The sequence below is a fragment of the Streptococcus sp. 27098_8_148 genome, from assembly GCF_041432105.1.
GTDB classification, from domain to species: Bacteria; Bacillota; Bacilli; order Lactobacillales; family Streptococcaceae; genus Streptococcus; species Streptococcus parasanguinis_AE.
The window spans coordinates 107,053-123,753 of record NZ_JAPVYY010000006.1 but is presented as its reverse complement, the minus strand read 5'-3'; the positions used below and the strand labels follow the sequence as shown (position 1 = coordinate 123,753).

Annotated in this window: 14 protein-coding genes, 13 tRNA genes and 1 pseudogene; 27 read left to right on the top strand and 1 reads right to left on the bottom strand. The window is 40.5% G+C overall.

Annotated features, from left to right (window positions below; genetic code table 11):
* The first annotated feature begins 16 nt into the window (after nucleotides 1–16).
* The 19 genes from O3646_RS06955 (at nucleotide 17) to O3646_RS06865 (ending at nucleotide 6,257) form a co-directional block, all read left to right on the top strand.
* A tRNA-Gly gene (locus tag O3646_RS06955) sits at nucleotides 17–88 on the top strand.
* A gap of 7 nt (nucleotides 89–95) precedes the next feature.
* Nucleotides 96–181: transfer RNA gene (locus O3646_RS06950), tRNA-Leu, on the top strand.
* A 19-nt stretch (nucleotides 182–200) separates the two neighbouring features.
* Nucleotides 201–274, top strand: a tRNA-Arg gene (locus tag O3646_RS06945).
* Between the two features lie 36 nt (nucleotides 275–310).
* Nucleotides 311–384, top strand: a tRNA-Arg gene (locus O3646_RS06940).
* A gap of 19 nt (nucleotides 385–403) precedes the next feature.
* Nucleotides 404–477: transfer RNA gene (locus tag O3646_RS06935), tRNA-Pro, on the top strand.
* 6 nt (nucleotides 478–483) lie between these two features.
* A tRNA-Met gene (locus tag O3646_RS06930) sits at nucleotides 484–557 on the top strand.
* 16 nt (nucleotides 558–573) lie between these two features.
* Nucleotides 574–647 (top strand) — tRNA-Ile (locus O3646_RS06925).
* Nucleotides 648–657: 10 nt separating this feature from the next.
* Nucleotides 658–747: transfer RNA gene (locus O3646_RS06920), tRNA-Ser, on the top strand.
* Nucleotides 748–756: 9 nt separating this feature from the next.
* Nucleotides 757–830, top strand: a tRNA-Met gene (locus O3646_RS06915).
* A 3-nt stretch (nucleotides 831–833) separates the two neighbouring features.
* Nucleotides 834–906, top strand: a tRNA-Phe gene (locus tag O3646_RS06910).
* 16 nt (nucleotides 907–922) lie between these two features.
* Nucleotides 923–993: transfer RNA gene (locus tag O3646_RS06905), tRNA-Gly, on the top strand.
* A 33-nt stretch (nucleotides 994–1,026) separates the two neighbouring features.
* Nucleotides 1,027–1,100, top strand: a tRNA-Ile gene (locus O3646_RS06900).
* Between the two features lie 4 nt (nucleotides 1,101–1,104).
* Nucleotides 1,105–1,192 (top strand) — tRNA-Ser (locus O3646_RS06895).
* 61 nt (nucleotides 1,193–1,253) lie between these two features.
* The gene (gene mreC, locus O3646_RS06890; RefSeq protein WP_070594696.1) at nucleotides 1,254–2,072 is read left to right on the top strand and encodes a rod shape-determining protein MreC; all 819 of its coding nucleotides are present in this window, start codon (nucleotides 1,254–1,256) and stop codon (nucleotides 2,070–2,072) included.
* A gap of 1 nt (nucleotide 2,073) precedes the next feature.
* A complete protein-coding gene (mreD, locus tag O3646_RS06885; RefSeq protein WP_049473284.1) occupies nucleotides 2,074–2,574 on the top strand; it encodes a rod shape-determining protein MreD in 501 nt (166 codons plus the stop codon).
* Between the two features lie 93 nt (nucleotides 2,575–2,667).
* Entirely contained in the window at nucleotides 2,668–3,909 is a 1,242-nt protein-coding gene (gene pcsB, locus O3646_RS06880; protein ID WP_070594695.1) for a peptidoglycan hydrolase PcsB, read from the top strand.
* Between the two features lie 178 nt (nucleotides 3,910–4,087).
* Nucleotides 4,088–5,062, top strand: a complete 975-nt coding sequence (locus tag O3646_RS06875) for a ribose-phosphate diphosphokinase (RefSeq protein WP_371610704.1) — start codon at nucleotides 4,088–4,090, stop codon at nucleotides 5,060–5,062.
* A gap of 49 nt (nucleotides 5,063–5,111) precedes the next feature.
* A complete protein-coding gene (locus O3646_RS06870) occupies nucleotides 5,112–5,252 on the top strand; it encodes a hypothetical protein (RefSeq protein ID WP_182448498.1) in 141 nt (46 codons plus the stop codon).
* 288 nt (nucleotides 5,253–5,540) lie between these two features.
* A complete protein-coding gene (locus O3646_RS06865; RefSeq protein ID WP_371610703.1) occupies nucleotides 5,541–6,257 on the top strand; it encodes a hypothetical protein in 717 nt (238 codons plus the stop codon).
* 175 nt (nucleotides 6,258–6,432) lie between these two features.
* On the opposite strand, the pseudogene O3646_RS06860 reads toward O3646_RS06865, so the two are convergent.
* Nucleotides 6,433–6,946, bottom strand: a pseudogene (locus O3646_RS06860) (IS30 family transposase); the annotation flags it as partial.
* Nucleotides 6,947–7,159: 213 nt separating this feature from the next.
* Here O3646_RS06860 and abpA point away from each other — a divergent pair.
* The 8 genes from abpA to O3646_RS06820 all read left to right on the top strand — a co-directional run bounded on the left by abpA (nucleotide 7,160) and on the right by O3646_RS06820 (nucleotide 16,695).
* On the top strand, nucleotides 7,160–7,768 hold the full coding sequence (gene abpA / locus O3646_RS06855) for an amylase-binding adhesin AbpA (RefSeq protein WP_118398219.1): 609 nt from the start codon (nucleotides 7,160–7,162) through the stop codon (nucleotides 7,766–7,768).
* A gap of 88 nt (nucleotides 7,769–7,856) precedes the next feature.
* A complete protein-coding gene (gene srtB / locus O3646_RS06850) occupies nucleotides 7,857–8,705 on the top strand; it encodes a class B sortase, LPKTxAVK-specific (RefSeq protein ID WP_049490639.1) in 849 nt (282 codons plus the stop codon).
* Nucleotides 8,706–8,859: 154 nt separating this feature from the next.
* Entirely contained in the window at nucleotides 8,860–10,041 is a 1,182-nt protein-coding gene (locus O3646_RS06845) for a pyridoxal phosphate-dependent aminotransferase (RefSeq protein WP_150904989.1), read from the top strand.
* Nucleotides 10,025–10,804 carry a DNA repair protein RecO gene (gene recO / locus O3646_RS06840; RefSeq protein ID WP_049490644.1) on the top strand — a complete coding sequence of 260 codons (780 nt, stop codon included), beginning with the start codon at nucleotides 10,025–10,027 and terminating at the stop codon, nucleotides 10,802–10,804. The genes O3646_RS06845 and recO overlap by 17 nt, the downstream gene beginning before the upstream one ends.
* Nucleotides 10,801–11,796: a phosphate acyltransferase PlsX gene (plsX, locus tag O3646_RS06835; protein WP_003009280.1), complete on the top strand. Its 996-nt coding sequence runs from the start codon at nucleotides 10,801–10,803 to the stop codon at nucleotides 11,794–11,796. The genes recO and plsX overlap by 4 nt, the downstream gene beginning before the upstream one ends.
* 3 nt (nucleotides 11,797–11,799) lie before the next feature.
* Nucleotides 11,800–12,048: an acyl carrier protein gene (locus O3646_RS06830; RefSeq protein ID WP_024054589.1), complete on the top strand. Its 249-nt coding sequence runs from the start codon at nucleotides 11,800–11,802 to the stop codon at nucleotides 12,046–12,048.
* Between the two features lie 150 nt (nucleotides 12,049–12,198).
* Nucleotides 12,199–12,906 carry a phosphoribosylaminoimidazolesuccinocarboxamide synthase gene (gene purC / locus O3646_RS06825; RefSeq protein ID WP_049475212.1) on the top strand — a complete coding sequence of 236 codons (708 nt, stop codon included), beginning with the start codon at nucleotides 12,199–12,201 and terminating at the stop codon, nucleotides 12,904–12,906.
* Nucleotides 12,907–12,969: 63 nt separating this feature from the next.
* The gene (locus tag O3646_RS06820) at nucleotides 12,970–16,695 is read left to right on the top strand and encodes a phosphoribosylformylglycinamidine synthase (RefSeq protein ID WP_313790581.1); all 3,726 of its coding nucleotides are present in this window, start codon (nucleotides 12,970–12,972) and stop codon (nucleotides 16,693–16,695) included.
* Nucleotides 16,696–16,701: the final 6 nt, after the last annotated feature.

Sequence of the window (16,701 nt, the reverse complement as noted above, 5' to 3'; positions counted from 1 at the left end):
ATATAAAGAAAGCAATGCGAACGTAGTTCAGTGGTAGAACACCACCTTGCCAAGGTGGGGGTCGCGGGTTCGAATCCCGTCGTTCGCTTGAGGAGGCCGGGGTGGCGGAACTGGCAGACGCACAGGACTTAAAATCCTGCGATTGGTAACGATCGTACCGGTTCGATTCCGGTCCTCGGCATAGACAAAGGTTGAAAGAAGCACCCTTAGCTCAACTGGATAGAGTACCTGACTACGAATCAGGCGGTTAGAGGTTCGACTCCTCTAGGGTGCATGGTCGCAAGGCTATGTAATAATTGAATAGGAACGAGCACCCTTAGCTCAACTGGATAGAGTACCTGACTACGAATCAGGCGGTTAGAGGTTCGACTCCTCTAGGGTGCATAAAGCGGTAGCTTTAGATCGGGAAGTAGCTCAGCTTGGTAGAGTACTTGGTTTGGGACCAAGGTGTCGCAGGTTCGAATCCTGTCTTCCCGATATTATGGCGGTGTAGCTCAGCTGGCTAGAGCGTCCGGTTCATACCCGGGAGGTCGGGGGTTCGATCCCCTTCGCCGCTATATTGTTGATCTTGTTGGACCTTTAGCTCAGCTGGTTAGAGCTCTCGGCTCATAACCGAGTGGTCGTAGGTTCAAGTCCTACAAGGTCCATTGTTATCTTGGAGGATTACCCAAGTCCGGCTGAAGGGAACGGTCTTGAAAACCGTCAGGCGTGTAAAAGCGTGCGTGGGTTCGAATCCCACATCCTCCTTAATATTAACGCGGGATGGAGCAGCTCGGTAGCTCGTCGGGCTCATAACCCGAAGGTCGTAGGTTCAAATCCTGCTCCCGCAATTTGGCTCGGTAGCTCAGTTGGTAGAGCAATGGATTGAAGCTCCATGTGTCGGCGGTTCGATTCCGTCTCGCGCCATTTCTTTTAATAATAAGCGGGTGTAGTTTAGTGGTAAAACTACAGCCTTCCAAGCTGTTGTCGCGAGTTCGATTCTCGTCACCCGCTTTGAACATAGGTTCTTTACCAAGTTTTTAACTTGGGCGCGTAGCTCAGGTGGTTAGAGCGCACGCCTGATAAGCGTGAGGTCGGTGGTTCGAGTCCACTCGTGCCCATTTTGGAGAATTACTCAAGAGGCTGAAGAGGACGGTTTGCTAAATCGTTAGGTCGGGTAACCGGCGCGGGGGTTCGAATCCCCCATTCTCCGTATAATTTCCAAGTTTGAGATGTCATCTCAAACTATTTTTTATATTTTGAAGGTTTTGTCTATGTTCTTGAATCGATTCTTTAAAATTTTTAGTTTTGTGTTTGTTTTAACTGTTTCAGGAATTTTATTTCTTTTTCCATCTGTTAGAACTTCTATTGTTTTAAAATCTTCTGATCTATTATCTATTGTTGATAAGGCAGTATCGGAACCATTTGTTGTTGTGGAATCTAAGGCAAAGGATTTAAAGAATTTATCTGAATTGAATGATGAAAACCGTTCGTTAAAATCACGTCTTTATCAAAAGGATATTGACCAGTCAAAACTTAACCGTTTGGAATCAGAAAATAGAGAATTAAAGGATTTGATGTCAATCAAGAATTCTGTATCGGGTTCTAAACAAGTCGTTAGTGAGATTATTGACCGTAATTATGGTTCGTGGGATCAGGAATTTGTTATTGATAAAGGTAGTTCAGATGGAATTTCTGATTCTATGTTTGTTCTTTCGTCTGGTGGCGTCATTGGTGTGGTAGAAAGTATAGAGAAAAATTCTAGCAAAGTGAAATTATTAGTCGAAGATACTATTTCTTCACAACACCTGACGTTTAAAATTGAGAGTCAAGGTCAATCTATTTTTGCTTTATTAAATGGTTATGACGAGAAGACAGGTGAGTTTCGGTTGTTGCAAATTGGAGATCCAGTTGAAATTAAAAAAGGATCTCTGGTTTCAACAAGTGGTTTAGGAAAATATAAGAGTAGTGACTTACCTCTTGGTACAGTAACTTCTACTCAAAAGGCATCTGATCAGTTAGGGCAAGAAATTCGTGTGAAACCAAAGGCTAATTTAGATGTCAATCGTTATGTACTATTGATTGGAGAGTAGTGTGAAAGTCATACGTAAGTACCATTTTTTCCCTTTAATCTTATTCTTATCTTTATTTGTTGACGGGCAGATCTCTTTTCTTATTTCTCGTTTCTGTCCAAACTCCTTTGAACCTACTTCATTTTTATTTCTATATGGTTTTATGTTATTGAGTCTCTATTTCTCTGAGATAGCTAGTATTTGGTGGGGAGTCTTCTTTGGTTTTTGTTTTGATGTGTATTTTTTACACACTCTAGGAATTGCATTCATAGTATTTCCTATACTACAGGTGATTTTTTATCGGTGTAATCAGATTATTTTGGTCAATCGATTGACTCGTTTTTTTACATTTTTATTAACGATTCTATTATTTCAGATTTTAACAAATCTTCTTTTGATTCTTTTTATCAGTATAAAATTTAACTGGATTACACTAATTATTTACCAAATTTTTCCAAGTTTAATTTTGAATGTGCTTCTATTAATAGTATTACAGCCTTTACTTGAAAAGATTTATTTATAAACTCGAAATAAAAATGTAACAATAGCGTAATATAAATTTTTAAAAAATTTGTTATACTAGTTAGTGTCTTATTAGAAAGGGAAAATTTATCTAATGAAGAAAAAATTATTTGCCACAATCTTATTGAGTACAGTTGCTTTATCACAAGGTGCTGTCGTAGCTGGTGTATCAGCTGATTCAACAGATGATAAGATTGCTGCTCAAGATAACAAAATCAATAGTATTAATCAACAACAACAAAGTGCACAAGCTCAGGTAGATCAAATTCAAGGTCAGGTATCTGAAATTAAAAAACAACAAGAAAATCTTCAAGCTGAAAATGACCGTTTGAATGAAGAATCTGAACGATTGTCAGCTGAGATCGATGAGTTGTCAAAAAATATTGTTGCTCGTCAAGAATCACTTGCAAATCAAGCACGTAGTGCTCAAACAACTGGGACTGCAACAAGCTATATTAATGCGATTGTTAGCTCTGGATCTTTGACAGAAGCTATCTCACGTATTTCTGCTATGAACGAAATTGCAGATGCTAACAACAAAATGTTGCAAGAGCAAAAACGTGATAAAGAAGAGATTGCACAAAAACAAAAAGAAAACAACGATGCTATCAATACTGTCATTGCAAACAAACAGCAATTAGAAGATGATGCGCAAGCTTTGTCAACAAAAGAAGCTGAGTTGAAAGTAGCACAATTGAACTTGGCTGCTGAAAAATCAACTGCTGAAAACGAAAAAAATGCTTTGTTGCAACAAAAAGCGGAAGCTGAAAAAGCAGCAGCAGCAGCGGCAGCAGCTGAAGCAGCTTACCGTGCAAAACAAAAAGAACAACAAGCAGCTGTAAAAGCTTCTGCTAATACAACTCTTCAAGCACAAGTTCAAGCGGCAGCTCAAACACCTGCTGCAACACCAGCGGCGGCACAAACTCAAGCAGCAGCTCAACCTACTGTTCAAACTCAAGCAGCTGCAGCACCAGTAGCAACTACTTCTCGTCCAACTTATAGTACATCTGCATCATCTTATCCAGTTGGTGAATGTACATGGGGTGCGAAGACATTGGCTCCATGGGCTGGTGATTACTGGGGTAATGGTGGACAATGGGCAGCAAGTGCAGCAGCAGCAGGATTCCGTACAGGATCTCAACCACAAGTTGGTGCCATTGCATGTTGGAATGATGGTGGATATGGACACGTAGCAGTTGTTACAGCCGTTCAATCTACAACAAGCATCCAAGTTTCTGAGTCTAACTATAATGGTATCCGTAGTATTGGTAACTACCGTGGTTGGTTTAACCCAACAACAGCACAAGGTACTGTTACTTATATCTATCCAAACTAAGAATTACACTGAAGCAGAACATTTGTTCTGCTTCTTTTTTGATAGAATTTAGGTAGTGATAGATTTTGTAATTTCCATAAATTAATATTTGAATATTTGCTTAAAAAGCGATAAAATGATTACAGGAGAAATTTGTGCTGACTGTACAATATGGTTTTAGATTTTACTGGAGGAAATCATGTCATTTTCTGATTTAATGCTCTTTGCTTTGTCGTCAAATCAAGAATTGGCTCAACGTGTGTCTCGAGAAATGGGACTACCGCTTGGAAAGTCAACGGTTCGTCAATTTTCTGATGGAGAAATTCAGGTTAATATTGAAGAATCAATCCGTGGGAAAGATGTTTATATTTTGCAATCCACTAGCTCGCCGGTTAACGATAATCTAATGGAAATTTTGATTATGGTAGATGCGTTGAAACGTGCTAGTGCGCAATCCATTAATGTGGTGATGCCATATTACGGCTATGCTCGTCAAGACCGGAAAGCTCGAGCTCGTGAACCAATCACTTCTAAGTTGGTAGCCAATATGCTTGAGGTTGCTGGAGTTGATCGCCTCTTGACAATTGATTTGCATGCTGCTCAGATTCAAGGTTTCTTTGATATTCCGGTTGACCACTTGATGGGTGCGCCTTTGATCGCCGACTTTTTTGAACGTCGCGGGATGATTGGGAAAGACTATGTTGTTGTCAGTCCAGACCATGGTGGTGTGACTCGTGCTCGGAAATTAGCTGAATTTTTGAAGACACCGATTGCGATTATTGATAAACGTCGAAGTGTCGATAAGATGAATACGAGTGAAGTGATGAATATCATTGGGAGTGTTGAAGGCAAGACTTGTATTTTGATTGATGATATGATTGATACAGCTGGTACAATCTGTCATGCGGCGGATGCCCTTGCAGAAGCAGGTGCTGTTGAAGTTTATGCAAGCTGTACTCACCCTGTTTTATCAGGACCAGCGATGGACAACATCCAAAAATCAGCCATTAAGAAGTTGGTGGTGTTGGATACGATTTATCTATCGGAGGATCGTTTGATTGACAAAATTGAGCAAATTTCGATTGCGAAACTTCTAGCTGAGGCTATTGTTCGCATTCATGAAAATCGTCCTCTGTCCCCTCTATTTGAAATCGGAAATGCCAAAAAATGTTAAGAATAAGGAGGCTGGGAAACTAGCCTCTTTTGTATAGGAGGAAGTAGAAATGGGAATCAGACAATGGTGGCAAGCGCTAAAAAAAGAAAAGAAGCGAAAAGAACTAATTCGAGCGGCTCAAAAACTAGAAAACAAGGTGGATCCAAGTATGCCAAAGAAGACTCTGCCCAAAAATCGTGCGGTAAAATAGGAAATAATTGGAGTGGAAAAGAAGAGGGAACTGGTAAAATTAGGGGGAGCTGTCTATTTCATAGAGAAACGATTGAGTAAAAGTGTCTAAAAACCGAACAATTCTAATAGATAAGTATAATATGTTACTAAATCGTAATTTCGGGTATCAAATAGACCTAATTTTAAAATTAATTTGTTGATATTAAAGTGTTTTATTGTAAAAACACTTGACAAACCCAACATATATGTATAAAATGTTCAATATAGAGCAATCTATATTAAATATGAAAAAGGAGATAAAACTATTATGAAAAAAGTTTTATTATCAAGTGTATTAGCATTGTCAGCAATCGCTAGCGTTTCTTATGCAGCTACTAAAGTTCCTTCTATCCCAGGAGTAACTGCTCCAACTACTGGAACAGTTACAAAGGCAAATGCTGCTAATAACCACAACAACCGTTTTGGTTATGCTGTTTCTCCATTAAGAGGAGAAAAAGCTATTAATTTTGCAGGTGCTGAAACTTATCCAGCTAAGCCAGTTGCAGGTACTGATGGTAAACCTTTGGATGATGCAACTCGTAAGTTTGGTGACAATACTCGCTTTGGTGCAGGATTTAACGCTGCTAAATCAGCTACTCCAGCTACTCCAGCTAAGCCAGCTACTCCAGCTACTCCAGCTACTCCAGCTAAGCCAGCTACTCCAGCTACTCCAGCTACTCCAGCTAAGCCAGCTACTCCAGCTAAGCCAGCTACTCCAGCTACTCCAGCTACTCCAGATCCAAAAGCAATTCCTGGTGTAACACGTCCAACTACAGAAATTGTTACAGAAGCAAATGCTGCTAATAACCACAACAACCGTTTTGGTTATGCTGTTTCTCCATTAAGAGGAGAAAAAGCTATTAATTTTGCAGGTGCTGAAACTTATCCAGCTAAGCCAGTTGCAGGTACTGACGGTAAACCTTTGGATGATGCAACTCGTGAGTTTGGGAACAACACTCGCTTTGGTGCAGGATTCAATAAATAATCTAAGTTATTTATCTATTTTCATTAACTTTTATTAAGTTAGTTAAAGGAGAAAACAAATTGGTTTTCTCCTTTTTCATTTTACTAAAAATATAATTTTTCTGTTTAATTGTTTTGTATTTAAAAATTTTAGAACCCTAATTGTCAAGTCGAGTTCAACAAAGTTGTTCTTCTGATTAAGTGAGTATCTTTCGAGCTGTTTGTATTAGCTCAAACAGCTTTTTTGCGGACTGATAGCCATGAATTCGTCTAGGTCTTTCATTGATAGCCTTTGTATAGTCCTCTAAAAGATTCTGATTTAGTTCTTTTAACGAAGCCCTCTTCGGAATGAACTCTCTTAGTAGTCCATTGTCGTTCATAAGATGAATAGGCATGTGCAAAATAAACATCTAACCCTCTATCTTACTCAATGATGAAAATTCGTTTCTATTATCTGCAGTTATGGACTTAATGGGATAAAGTTTCATACACTCTAAGACTGCTTGATTGACATACTCTGCTTTCTTTTTCACGAGTTTCTTTGTGACAACATAGCGTGTCTTTCGTTCTACTAAGGTCAGAATAGAAGGTTCTCCTATTGTCTTTCCACCCAGAATCGATTCCCCAATCTCCAAAACGGGAACGATTATTGCTTTCTTCTGGTCTTTCTTCAATTGTCTTTCCTAGATGTTTCTTGGTAGAGGGGAGCTTGCCCTCTTTTTACGGTTTTAGAACCATGAATTAAAGTAGAAATACAATAAAATTTTATATCTGTAAAGAAATATTCATTTGAAACAGGAAAAAAATCGATAGTTTTTTTCAAAAAAAATAAGAAAAGTCTTGACATAGGCAGAATATCCTAGTATACTAGTTTTAGTTACGAAGTAACGAATAATTTTTGAAAAGAAAAAAGGAGATAAAACAATGAAAAAAGTTTTATTATCATCAGTAGCAGCTCTTGCAGTATTTGCAGCAGCAGCACCAGCATTTGCATCTGACAACTACTACAGCTCAAATGCTTTGATCCAAAAACACTATGTTTCTGAACGCGATATCGCTGACGAAGCAAACACACAAGTAGCAGCACACGAAGCTGATATCCAAGCTGAAGTTAATGCTTACCCAACAGTTGTTGCAGCACAACAAGCTCTTGATGCATACGGATCAGGACATGAATACGAAGCTTACAAAGCTAAAGTTGATGCAGCTCGCGCTGAAGCATACAACATCATCCGTAACAAATATGTAGCTAACCTTCAAGATACTTACCGTAAAGCAGCTATCGCATCAGGTAAATACTGGAACGATCCAACTGGTGTTCAAGATAACAAAACAAAAGATATGCGTGATGCAGAAGATAAAGCTCTTAACCATGGTGGTTCTGCTGATGCAGCTAATGCAGCTGGTGCTAACGGTCAAGCTACAAGCGAAGCTAAATCTAACGAAAACAAAGGTGGAGACGCAGCTAAAGCTGGTAAAGCTGATTCAAAACAAGCTGGTAAAGCTCTTCCAAAAACAAGCGCAGTTAAATAATTTGATTATTAATTAGCTCGTAAAATATCACTGGACCTTCGGGTTCAGTGTTATTTTTTAGAAAAAATCATCAAGAGGAGATCGATCAATGAAAAGAGCTGGGGAAAAAAGTTCAAATAAATTGGGTCTTGTGATTGCTGCTCTTGTTGCAGTTGTTGTTCTTGTTGCTGGATTTATTTTCTTTAATCCATTTGGAGGAACTAAGTCATCTAGCACGGCTAAAAAAACAACTGGAACAAGTTCAACCAAGCAAGAAACTAAATATGAACCAAGTCAAGAAGAAAAAGATTACTTGAAAAATCGTTTTGCTCAGTTAACAGCTGTTAACCCTGAGGCAATCGCTTATGTCTATGCACCGGGTACTGAGTTGGATGAACCTGTTGTACAAACCACTGACAATGAAACTTATTTGAATAAGACGTTTGATGGTGGAAATGAACCATACATGGGGACAGTCTTCATGGATATGGACAACAAGAAAGACTTCAGTGATCGTTTGACTTGGTTGTTTGGTCATGCTCGTGGTAGTAAGGTCGGCGATCATCGCATGTTTAATGATGTCAACTACTATGACAAACAAGAGTATTTAGACCAACATCCGTATGTTGTGATTGAGACACCAGAGCGGAAATATTATTATGAAGTAATGGGATTGGTCATTGTCCCAGAGGACACCGCTTTCTACCGTACAAGCTTTACTGATGACAATGATTTTACGACACAATTGAAGAATATCTATGAGTCAGCTCGTACGAAGAATCCTAATATCAAGATCAAAGCATCTGATAAGTATTTAGTATTGTCAACTTGTCGTGAAGAGGATGAAACCATTCGTTCTAACCTCTACCTTCGTCAAATTCCTGATTCAGAAATGAAGGATTTTGTGGCAAAACATGCGGATCAATTGAAATATGTGGCAACACGTGGTCAACAATAATGGCTTGAAAGACTTAGCATTGCTAAGTCTTTTTTTCATGGAAGGATTTTTGAAATGTCCTTTGGTGGTCAGCAAAAGGTGGGGATCTGGCTTGTTCTTTTGCGATGGGGTCCTATTTATAGTATAATGAATATAAGTGTTTTGGAGGTGTTCTATGGATTTAACGAAACGTTTTAATAAAAATCTGAATCGGATCGAAGTTTCTTTGATTCGTCAGTTCGATCAATCAATTTCTTCCATTCCTGGTGTCTTGCGTTTGACTTTGGGGGAACCGGATTTTACAACTCCTGAACATGTAAAAGAAGCAGGAAAGGCTGCCATTGATGCGAATTTTAGCCATTACACTGGGATGAGTGGTTTGCTGGCTTTGCGTGAGGCTGCGAGTCAGTTTGTGGCTGATAAATATGGTATTTACTACCGTCCTGAAGATGAGATATTGGTGACGATCGGTGCGACTGAAGCCCTATCTGCAACCTTGACAGCAATCTTGGAACCTGGAGATGTAGTGCTTCTTCCGGCACCAGCTTATCCTGGTTATGAACCGATTGTGAATTTGGTTGGGGCGGAGATTATTGAAATTGATACGACAGCAGATCGTTTTGTCTTGACTCCTGAAAAGTTGGAAAAGGCCATTCTAGAGCAGGGTGAAAAATTGAAGGCTGTTATTCTTAATTATCCAGCTAATCCAACGGGTGTCACTTATTCGTGCGAACAGATGGCAGAATTAGCTGCTGTCTTAAAAAAATATGAAGTCTTTGTGATTTGTGATGAAGTCTATTCAGAGTTGACTTATACTGGAGAAGCGCATGTCTCTATGGCCTCCTTTATTCCTGAGCAGACTATTGTCATTAATGGCTTGTCCAAATCTCATGCCATGACAGGCTGGCGGCTTGGCTTTATCTTTGCGCCTGCTGCATTGACGGCCCAACTCATCAAGAGCCATCAGTATTTGGTAACGGCTGCTGGAACCATGAACCAGTATGCTGCGATCGAAGCTTTGACGGAAGGTCGGGATGATGCGGAGCCAATGAAGAAGGAATATGTGAAGCGTCGGGATTATATTATCGAACAGATGTCCGCACTTGGGTTTGAGATTATTAAGCCAGATGGAGCCTTTTATATTTTTGCTAAAATCCCAGCTGGTTATAATCAAGATTCCTTTGCTTTCTTGCAGGATTTTGCGCGTGAAAAAGCGGTTGCTTTCATTCCTGGTGCTGCTTTTGGTCAATATGGTGAAGGCTATGTGCGTTTGTCGTATGCAGCCAGCATGGAGGTTATCAAGGAAGCAATGAAACGCTTGAAGGAGTATATGGAAGAACATGCTGGAGTCAATTGAGACCCGGGGAATTGTCCTGTATAATCGGGAGTTTCGTGAGGATGACAAGCTGGTCAAAATCTTCACAGAGAAGTCAGGGAAGCGGATGTTTTTTGTGAAACATGCGGGAAAATCACGGTTGAATCCCATGTTGCAACCTTTGGTAACGGCAGATATGTTGTTGAAAATCAATGATGATGGGTTGAGTTATATTGATGATTTTCAAGATGTGCAGATTTATAAGAAAATTAATGCAGATCTTTTTGCCCTTTCTTATGCGACCTATGTTCTGGCGCTTGCAGATGCAAGTATTCAGGATAATCAGGTGGATCCGGCCCTGTTTGCTTTTTTGGAAAAGACCTTGTCTTTGATGGAAGAGGGACTGGATTATGAGGTTTTAACCAATATTTTTGAGATTCAGATTCTATCACGATTTGGAGTTGTCTTGAATCTGCATGAATGCTGTTTCTGTCATCGGGTTGGACTTCCTTTTGATTACTCTTTTCGCTATAGTGGGGTCCTTTGTCCGGATCATTATGATCAGGATGAGAGACGTGCTCACTGGCATCCGAATGTTCTCTATTTATTGGATCAGTTTCAAGCAGTACGATTCAGTGAGTTAGAGACGATTTCCCTACAAGCGGAGATGAAAACAGCTCTGCGTCAGGCAATTGATCAGTTGTATGAGGAGTATGTAGGGATCCATTTAAAAGCTAAAAAGTTTATCGATTCCTTGAGTGACTGGGGAGCGATTATGAAAGATTCATCTGGAGGTGAAACATGAAAAAAATTGCAGTAGATGCAATGGGGGGCGATAATGCACCTCAAGCCTTGGTAGAAGGTGTGAATCAAGCCATTCGTGATTTTGATGATATTGAGATTGTCTTATATGGCGATGAGGCAAAAATCAAAGACTATTTAACCGCAACCGAACGTGTATCGATTGTGCACACGGAAGAAAAAATTGATTCAGATGATGAGCCAACGCGTGCCATTCGTCGGAAGAAACAGGCTTCGATGGTCTTGGCTGCCAAGGATGTGAAGGCTGGTGAGGTGGATGCCATGCTATCTGCGGGAAATACAGGTGCCTTGTTGGCAGCAGGTTTCTTTATTGTTGGGCGCATCAAGGGCGTGGAACGTCCAGGTTTGATGTCGACACTTCCAACGGTTGATGGTCGTGGGTATGACATGTTAGATTTGGGTGCTAATGCGGAAAATACACCAGAGCACTTGCATCAGTATGCTGTGATGGGGTCTTATTATGCTGAAAATGTTCGTGGGATTCAAAAACCGCGTGTGGGTCTATTGAACAATGGGACAGAAGCTAGTAAGGGAGATCCTTTGCGCAAGGAAACCTACCAATTGTTATCTGAGGATGAGTCGATTCATTTTGTTGGAAACGTGGAAGCGCGTGACTTGATGGATGGCGTTGCTGATGTCGTTGTGGCGGATGGTTTTACAGGAAACGCTGTCTTGAAAACGATGGAAGGAACGGCTTTTGGGATCTTGAAGCAATTGAAACAAGCAATTGCCACAGGAAACTGGAAGGCGAAATTGGGAGCTTTTCTGCTCAAGGACCGTTTGAAATCATTGAAGCAAACCTTGGATTTCTCAGATGTTGGAGGAGCGGTCTTGTTTGGCCTTCAAGCACCTGTTGTTAAAACGCATGGTTCGAGTGATGCCAAAGCTGTCTATAGCACGATTCGTCAGATTCGGACTATGTTAGAGACAGATGTTGTTGGAAAATCAGTGAAGGAATTATCGAAGGAAGGGTAATGTATGAGTAAACAAAACGAAATTTTAGCTACTATTGAGGAATTTCTCAAAGACCGCAAGGGACCAGATTTTCAAGTATCTTTGGAATCTGACTTACGTAAGGATTTACAGGCGGATTCTGTTGAATTGATGGAATTTATTATCAATCTTGAGGATGAATACCAAATTGAGATTCCGGACAAGGCTATTGATGAATTTAACACAGTAGGGGATGTTGTCGACTATATCGAAAAACGAACTGCTGGTCACTAATGAAAAAGGGATCGTTCAGAGATTATTCTGGATGATCTTTTTTTCTGTCCTTTTTATTCGGATTCTGCTTATATTGTACGGAATTTTATTGAAAATACACTTTGTATGTGATAGAATGAAGGTGATAAAATACGAAAGGCGAACAAAGTCATGACCAATCAACTGATTTATACTGGAAAAGCTAAGGATATCTATACTACTGAGGACGAACATGTGATTAAGTCGGTCTACAAGGACCAGGCAACCATGCTAAATGGGGCTCGTAAAGAGACTATTAAAGGAAAAGGTGTGCTAAATAATCAGATTTCGTCTCTTATTTTTGAAAAATTGAATGCTGCGGGTGTAGCTACTCACTTTATCGAACGTATTTCTGACACAGAACAACTCAACAAGAAAGTAAAAATTATTCCTTTGGAAGTTGTTCTTCGTAACGTGACTGCGGGTTCCTTTTCTAAACGTTTTGGCGTGGAGGAAGGCTTGGACTTGAAAACTCCAATCGTTGAATTTTACTATAAAAACGATGAGTTGGATGACCCATTCATCAATGATGAGCATGTGAAGTTTTTGGATATTGCCAATGATGAACAAATTGCTTATATTAAGGAAGAAACGCGTCGTATCAATGAATTGCTGAAGGATTGGTTTGCACAAATTGGTCTTCGCTTGATTGACTTCAAATTGGAATTTGGTTTTGATAAGGATGGCAAGATCATCTTGGCGGATGAATTCTCTCCAGATAACTGCCGCCTTTGGGATGCTGAAGGGCACCATATGGACAAGGATGTTTTCCGTAGAGATTTGGGCAGTTTAACGGATGTATATCAGGTTGTATTGGAAAAATTGCAAGGTTTGAAGTGATCTTTTTGAAATAGAAAACCTTCGTCTTCGATAACCTATTTGAATAGAAATAAAGGAAATAAAATGGATAAACGTATTTTCGTTGAGAAAAAAGCTGATTTTCGTGTGAAATCGGACTCTTTAGTAAAAGAATTACAGCATAATCTTCAGTTGAAAACGTTGAATGATCTTCGGATTGTTCAGGTTTACGATGTCTTTGGTTTGGTAGAGGACTTGTTTGCGCGTGCGGAAAAACATATCTTCTCTGAGCAAGTGACTGATACTGTTTTAGATGAAGCTGAGGTTCAGGCTGATCTTGAGAAATATGCTTTCTTTGCTATCGAAAGCTTGCCTGGTCAATTTGACCAACGTGCGGCATCTTCACAAGAAGCTTTGCTTTTGCTTGGTAGTTCAAATGATGTAACAGTGAATACAGCGCAATTGTACTTGGTTAACAAGGATATTGATGCGAATGAGTTGGAAGCTGTCAAAAACTACCTTTTGAACCCAGTGGATTCTCGTTTCAAAGATATCACTGTTGGTATTGCGAAACAGGATTTCTCTGAGTCTGACAAGACCATTCCAAGCTTGGATTTCTTTGAAACTTATACGGCAGAAGATTTTGCACAGTATAAGGCTGAGCAAGGATTGGCAATGGAAGTGGATGACCTTCTCTTCATTCAAGATTACTTCAAATCTATTGAACGTGTACCAACTGAGACTGAGCTTAAGGTTTTGGATACTTACTGGTCTGACCACTGTCGTCACACGACTTTCGAAACTGAGTTGAAAACCATCGACTTCTCAGCTTCTAAATTTAAAAAACAATTGCAAGCGACTTATGACAAGTATATTGCCATGCGTGATGAGTTGGGACGTACAGAAAAACCTCAAACCTTGATGGATATGGCAACTATTTTTGGCCGTTATGAGCGTGCTAATGGTCGTTTGGATGACATGGAAGTGTCTGATGAAATCAATGCCTGCTCTGTTGAAATTGAAGTGGATGTCAATGGTGTCAAAGAACCATGGCTTCTCATGTTCAAGAACGAAACGCACAACCACCCAACGGAGATCGAACCATTTGGTGGAGCGGCTACTTGTATCGGTGGTGCCATTCGTGACCCATTGTCAGGGCGCTCCTACGTTTACCAAGCCATGCGTATCTCAGGTGCTGGTGATATTACAGCTCCAATTTCAGAAACTCGCGCTGGTAAATTGCCACAACAAGTGATTTCTAAAACAGCGGCTCACGGTTATTCTTCATACGGTAACCAAATTGGTTTGGCGACAACTTATGTTCGTGAATACTTCCACCCAGGTTTTGTTGCTAAGCGTATGGAGCTAGGTGCAGTTGTCGGTGCGGCTCCTAAAGAAAATGTGGTTCGTGAAAAACCTGAAGCAGGTGATGTGATTATCTTGCTTGGTGGTAAGACTGGACGTGACGGTGTCGGTGGTGCGACAGGTTCTTCTAAAGTTCAAACGGTTGAATCTGTTGAAACAGCTGGTGCTGAGGTTCAAAAAGGGAATGCCATCGAAGAACGTAAGATTCAACGTCTTTTCCGTAATGGAGAAGTGACCCGTCTGATCAAGAAATCAAATGACTTTGGTGCCGGTGGTGTCTGTGTGGCGATCGGTGAATTGGCAGATGGTCTTGAAATTGATCTAGACAAAGTGCCATTGAAATACCAAGGTTTGAACGGTACAGAAATTGCTATCTCAGAATCTCAAGAACGGATGGCTGTAGTGGTTCGTCCAGAAGATGTAGATGCTTTCGTTGCTGAATGTAACAAAGAAAATATTGATGCTGTTGTCGTTGCAACAGTAACTGAAAAACCAAATCTTGTCATGCACTGGAATGGTGAAACCATCGTTGATTTGGAACGTCGTTTCCTTGATACAAACGGTGTACGTGTGGTTGTAGATGCTAAGGTGGTTGACAAGGATGTCAAGCTTCCAGAAGAACGTCAAACATCTGCTGAAACCCTTGAAGCGGATACTCTTGAAGTCTTGGCTGACCTGAACCATGCCAGTCAAAAAGGTTTACAAACCATCTTTGATAGCTCGGTTGGTCGTTCAACAGTCAATCACCCACTTGGTGGTCGCTACCAAATCACACCAACGGAAGCTTCTGTACAGAAATTGCCAGTCCAACATGGCGTGACAACAACTGCATCTGTTATGGCGCAAGGATTCAACCCTTATGTAGCAGAATGGTCTCCATATCATGGCGCTGCTTATGCGGTCATCGAAGCCACAGCTCGTTTGGTTGCTGCTGGTGCAAACTGGTCTAAGGCTCGTTTCTCTTATCAGGAATACTTCGAGCGTATGGATAAACGAGCAGAGCGTTTTGGTCAACCAGTCTCAGCTCTCCTTGGATCAATCGAAGCTCAGATTCAACTTGGTTTGCCATCTATCGGTGGAAAAGACTCTATGTCTGGTACCTTTGAAGAATTGACAGTACCACCAACCTTGGTTGCTTTTGGGGTAACAACTGCGGATAGCCGTAAGGTTCTTTCTCCAGAATTTAAAGCTGCTGGTGAAAATATATATTACATCCCAGGTCAAGCTTTGGCACAAGAAATTGACTTTGATCTCATCAAGTCTAACTTTGCTCAATTTGAAGCCATCCAAACTAACCACAAAGTGACAGCAACATCAGCTGTTAAATATGGTGGTGTGGTTGAAGCTCTTGCCCTTGCAACATTTGGTAACCATATCGGAGCTAATGTTGAATTAGATAATCTTGACACTAGCTTGACAGCCCAATTGGGTGGATTCGTTTTCACTTCGCCTGAAGAAATTGCAGGTGTTGCTACGATCGGAAAAACAGCAGCTGACTTTACACTTACTGTCAATGGTGTAACGCTTGATGGACATAAACTTGACAGTGCTTTCCAAGGTAAATTGGAAGAAGTTTACCCAACGGAATTTGCACAGGCAACTGAGTTGGAAGAAGTACCAGCTGTGGCATCAGATGCTGTGATCAAAGCTAAAGAAACAGTTGATACACCAGTGGTTTACATCCCAGTATTCCCAGGTACTAACTCTGAGTACGATTCAGCTAAGGCCTTTGAAAAAGAAGGTGCAAAAGTCAACTTGGTACCATTTGTCACACTGAATGAAGAAGCTATTGTCAAGTCTGTTGACACTATGGTTGACAATATCGAAAAAGCTAACATTATCTTCTTTGCAGGTGGCTTCTCAGCAGCGGATGAACCAGATGGATCAGCTAAATTTATCGTGAACATCTTGCTCAATGAAAAAGTACGTGCAGCCATTGATAGCTTCATCGAACGAGGTGGTTTGATCATCGGTATCTGTAATGGATTCCAAGCTCTTGTTAAATCAGGTCTTCTTCCATACGGTAACTTTGAAGATGCAAGTAGCACCAGTCCAACCCTCTTCTACAATGATGCCAACCAACACGTGGCTAAGATGGTTGAAACACGGATTGCCAACACCAACTCACCATGGCTTGCCGGAGTAGAAGTTGGTGACATCCATGCCATTCCAGTATCACACGGTGAAGGGAAGTTTGTCGTGACAGCTGAGGAATTCGCAGAGCTTCGTGACAATGGTCAAATCTTTACCCAATATGTTGACTTCGAAGGTAAACCAAGCATGGATTCTAAATATAATCCTAACGGATCTGTAAATGCTATCGAAGGTATCACAAGTAAGAACGGTCAAATTATTGGGAAGATGGGTCACTCAGAACGTTTCGAAGATGGTCTCTTCCAAAATATTCCAGGAAATAAAGACCAACATCTCTTTGCATCAGCGGTTCAATACTTTACTGGAAAATAAAAGGTA

What these genes read in the sequence shown, in the direction of transcription:
- mreC (WP_070594696.1), top strand. Translation starts at nt 1,254, where the DNA reads ATGTTCTTGAATCGATTCTTTAAAATTTTTAGTTTTGTGTTTGTTTTA.
- pcsB (WP_070594695.1), top strand. Translation starts at nt 2,668, where the DNA reads ATGAAGAAAAAATTATTTGCCACAATCTTATTGAGTACAGTTGCTTTA.
- O3646_RS06875 (WP_371610704.1), top strand. Translation starts at nt 4,088, where the DNA reads ATGTCATTTTCTGATTTAATGCTCTTTGCTTTGTCGTCAAATCAAGAA.
- O3646_RS06870 (WP_182448498.1), top strand. Translation starts at nt 5,112, where the DNA reads ATGGGAATCAGACAATGGTGGCAAGCGCTAAAAAAAGAAAAGAAGCGA.
- O3646_RS06865 (WP_371610703.1), top strand. Translation starts at nt 5,541, where the DNA reads ATGAAAAAAGTTTTATTATCAAGTGTATTAGCATTGTCAGCAATCGCT.
- abpA (WP_118398219.1), top strand. Translation starts at nt 7,160, where the DNA reads ATGAAAAAAGTTTTATTATCATCAGTAGCAGCTCTTGCAGTATTTGCA.
- srtB (WP_049490639.1), top strand. Translation starts at nt 7,857, where the DNA reads ATGAAAAGAGCTGGGGAAAAAAGTTCAAATAAATTGGGTCTTGTGATT.
- O3646_RS06845 (WP_150904989.1), top strand. Translation starts at nt 8,860, where the DNA reads ATGGATTTAACGAAACGTTTTAATAAAAATCTGAATCGGATCGAAGTT.
- recO (WP_049490644.1), top strand. Translation starts at nt 10,025, where the DNA reads ATGCTGGAGTCAATTGAGACCCGGGGAATTGTCCTGTATAATCGGGAG.
- plsX (WP_003009280.1), top strand. Translation starts at nt 10,801, where the DNA reads ATGAAAAAAATTGCAGTAGATGCAATGGGGGGCGATAATGCACCTCAA.
- O3646_RS06830 (WP_024054589.1), top strand. Translation starts at nt 11,800, where the DNA reads ATGAGTAAACAAAACGAAATTTTAGCTACTATTGAGGAATTTCTCAAA.
- purC (WP_049475212.1), top strand. Translation starts at nt 12,199, where the DNA reads ATGACCAATCAACTGATTTATACTGGAAAAGCTAAGGATATCTATACT.
- O3646_RS06820 (WP_313790581.1), top strand. Translation starts at nt 12,970, where the DNA reads ATGGATAAACGTATTTTCGTTGAGAAAAAAGCTGATTTTCGTGTGAAA.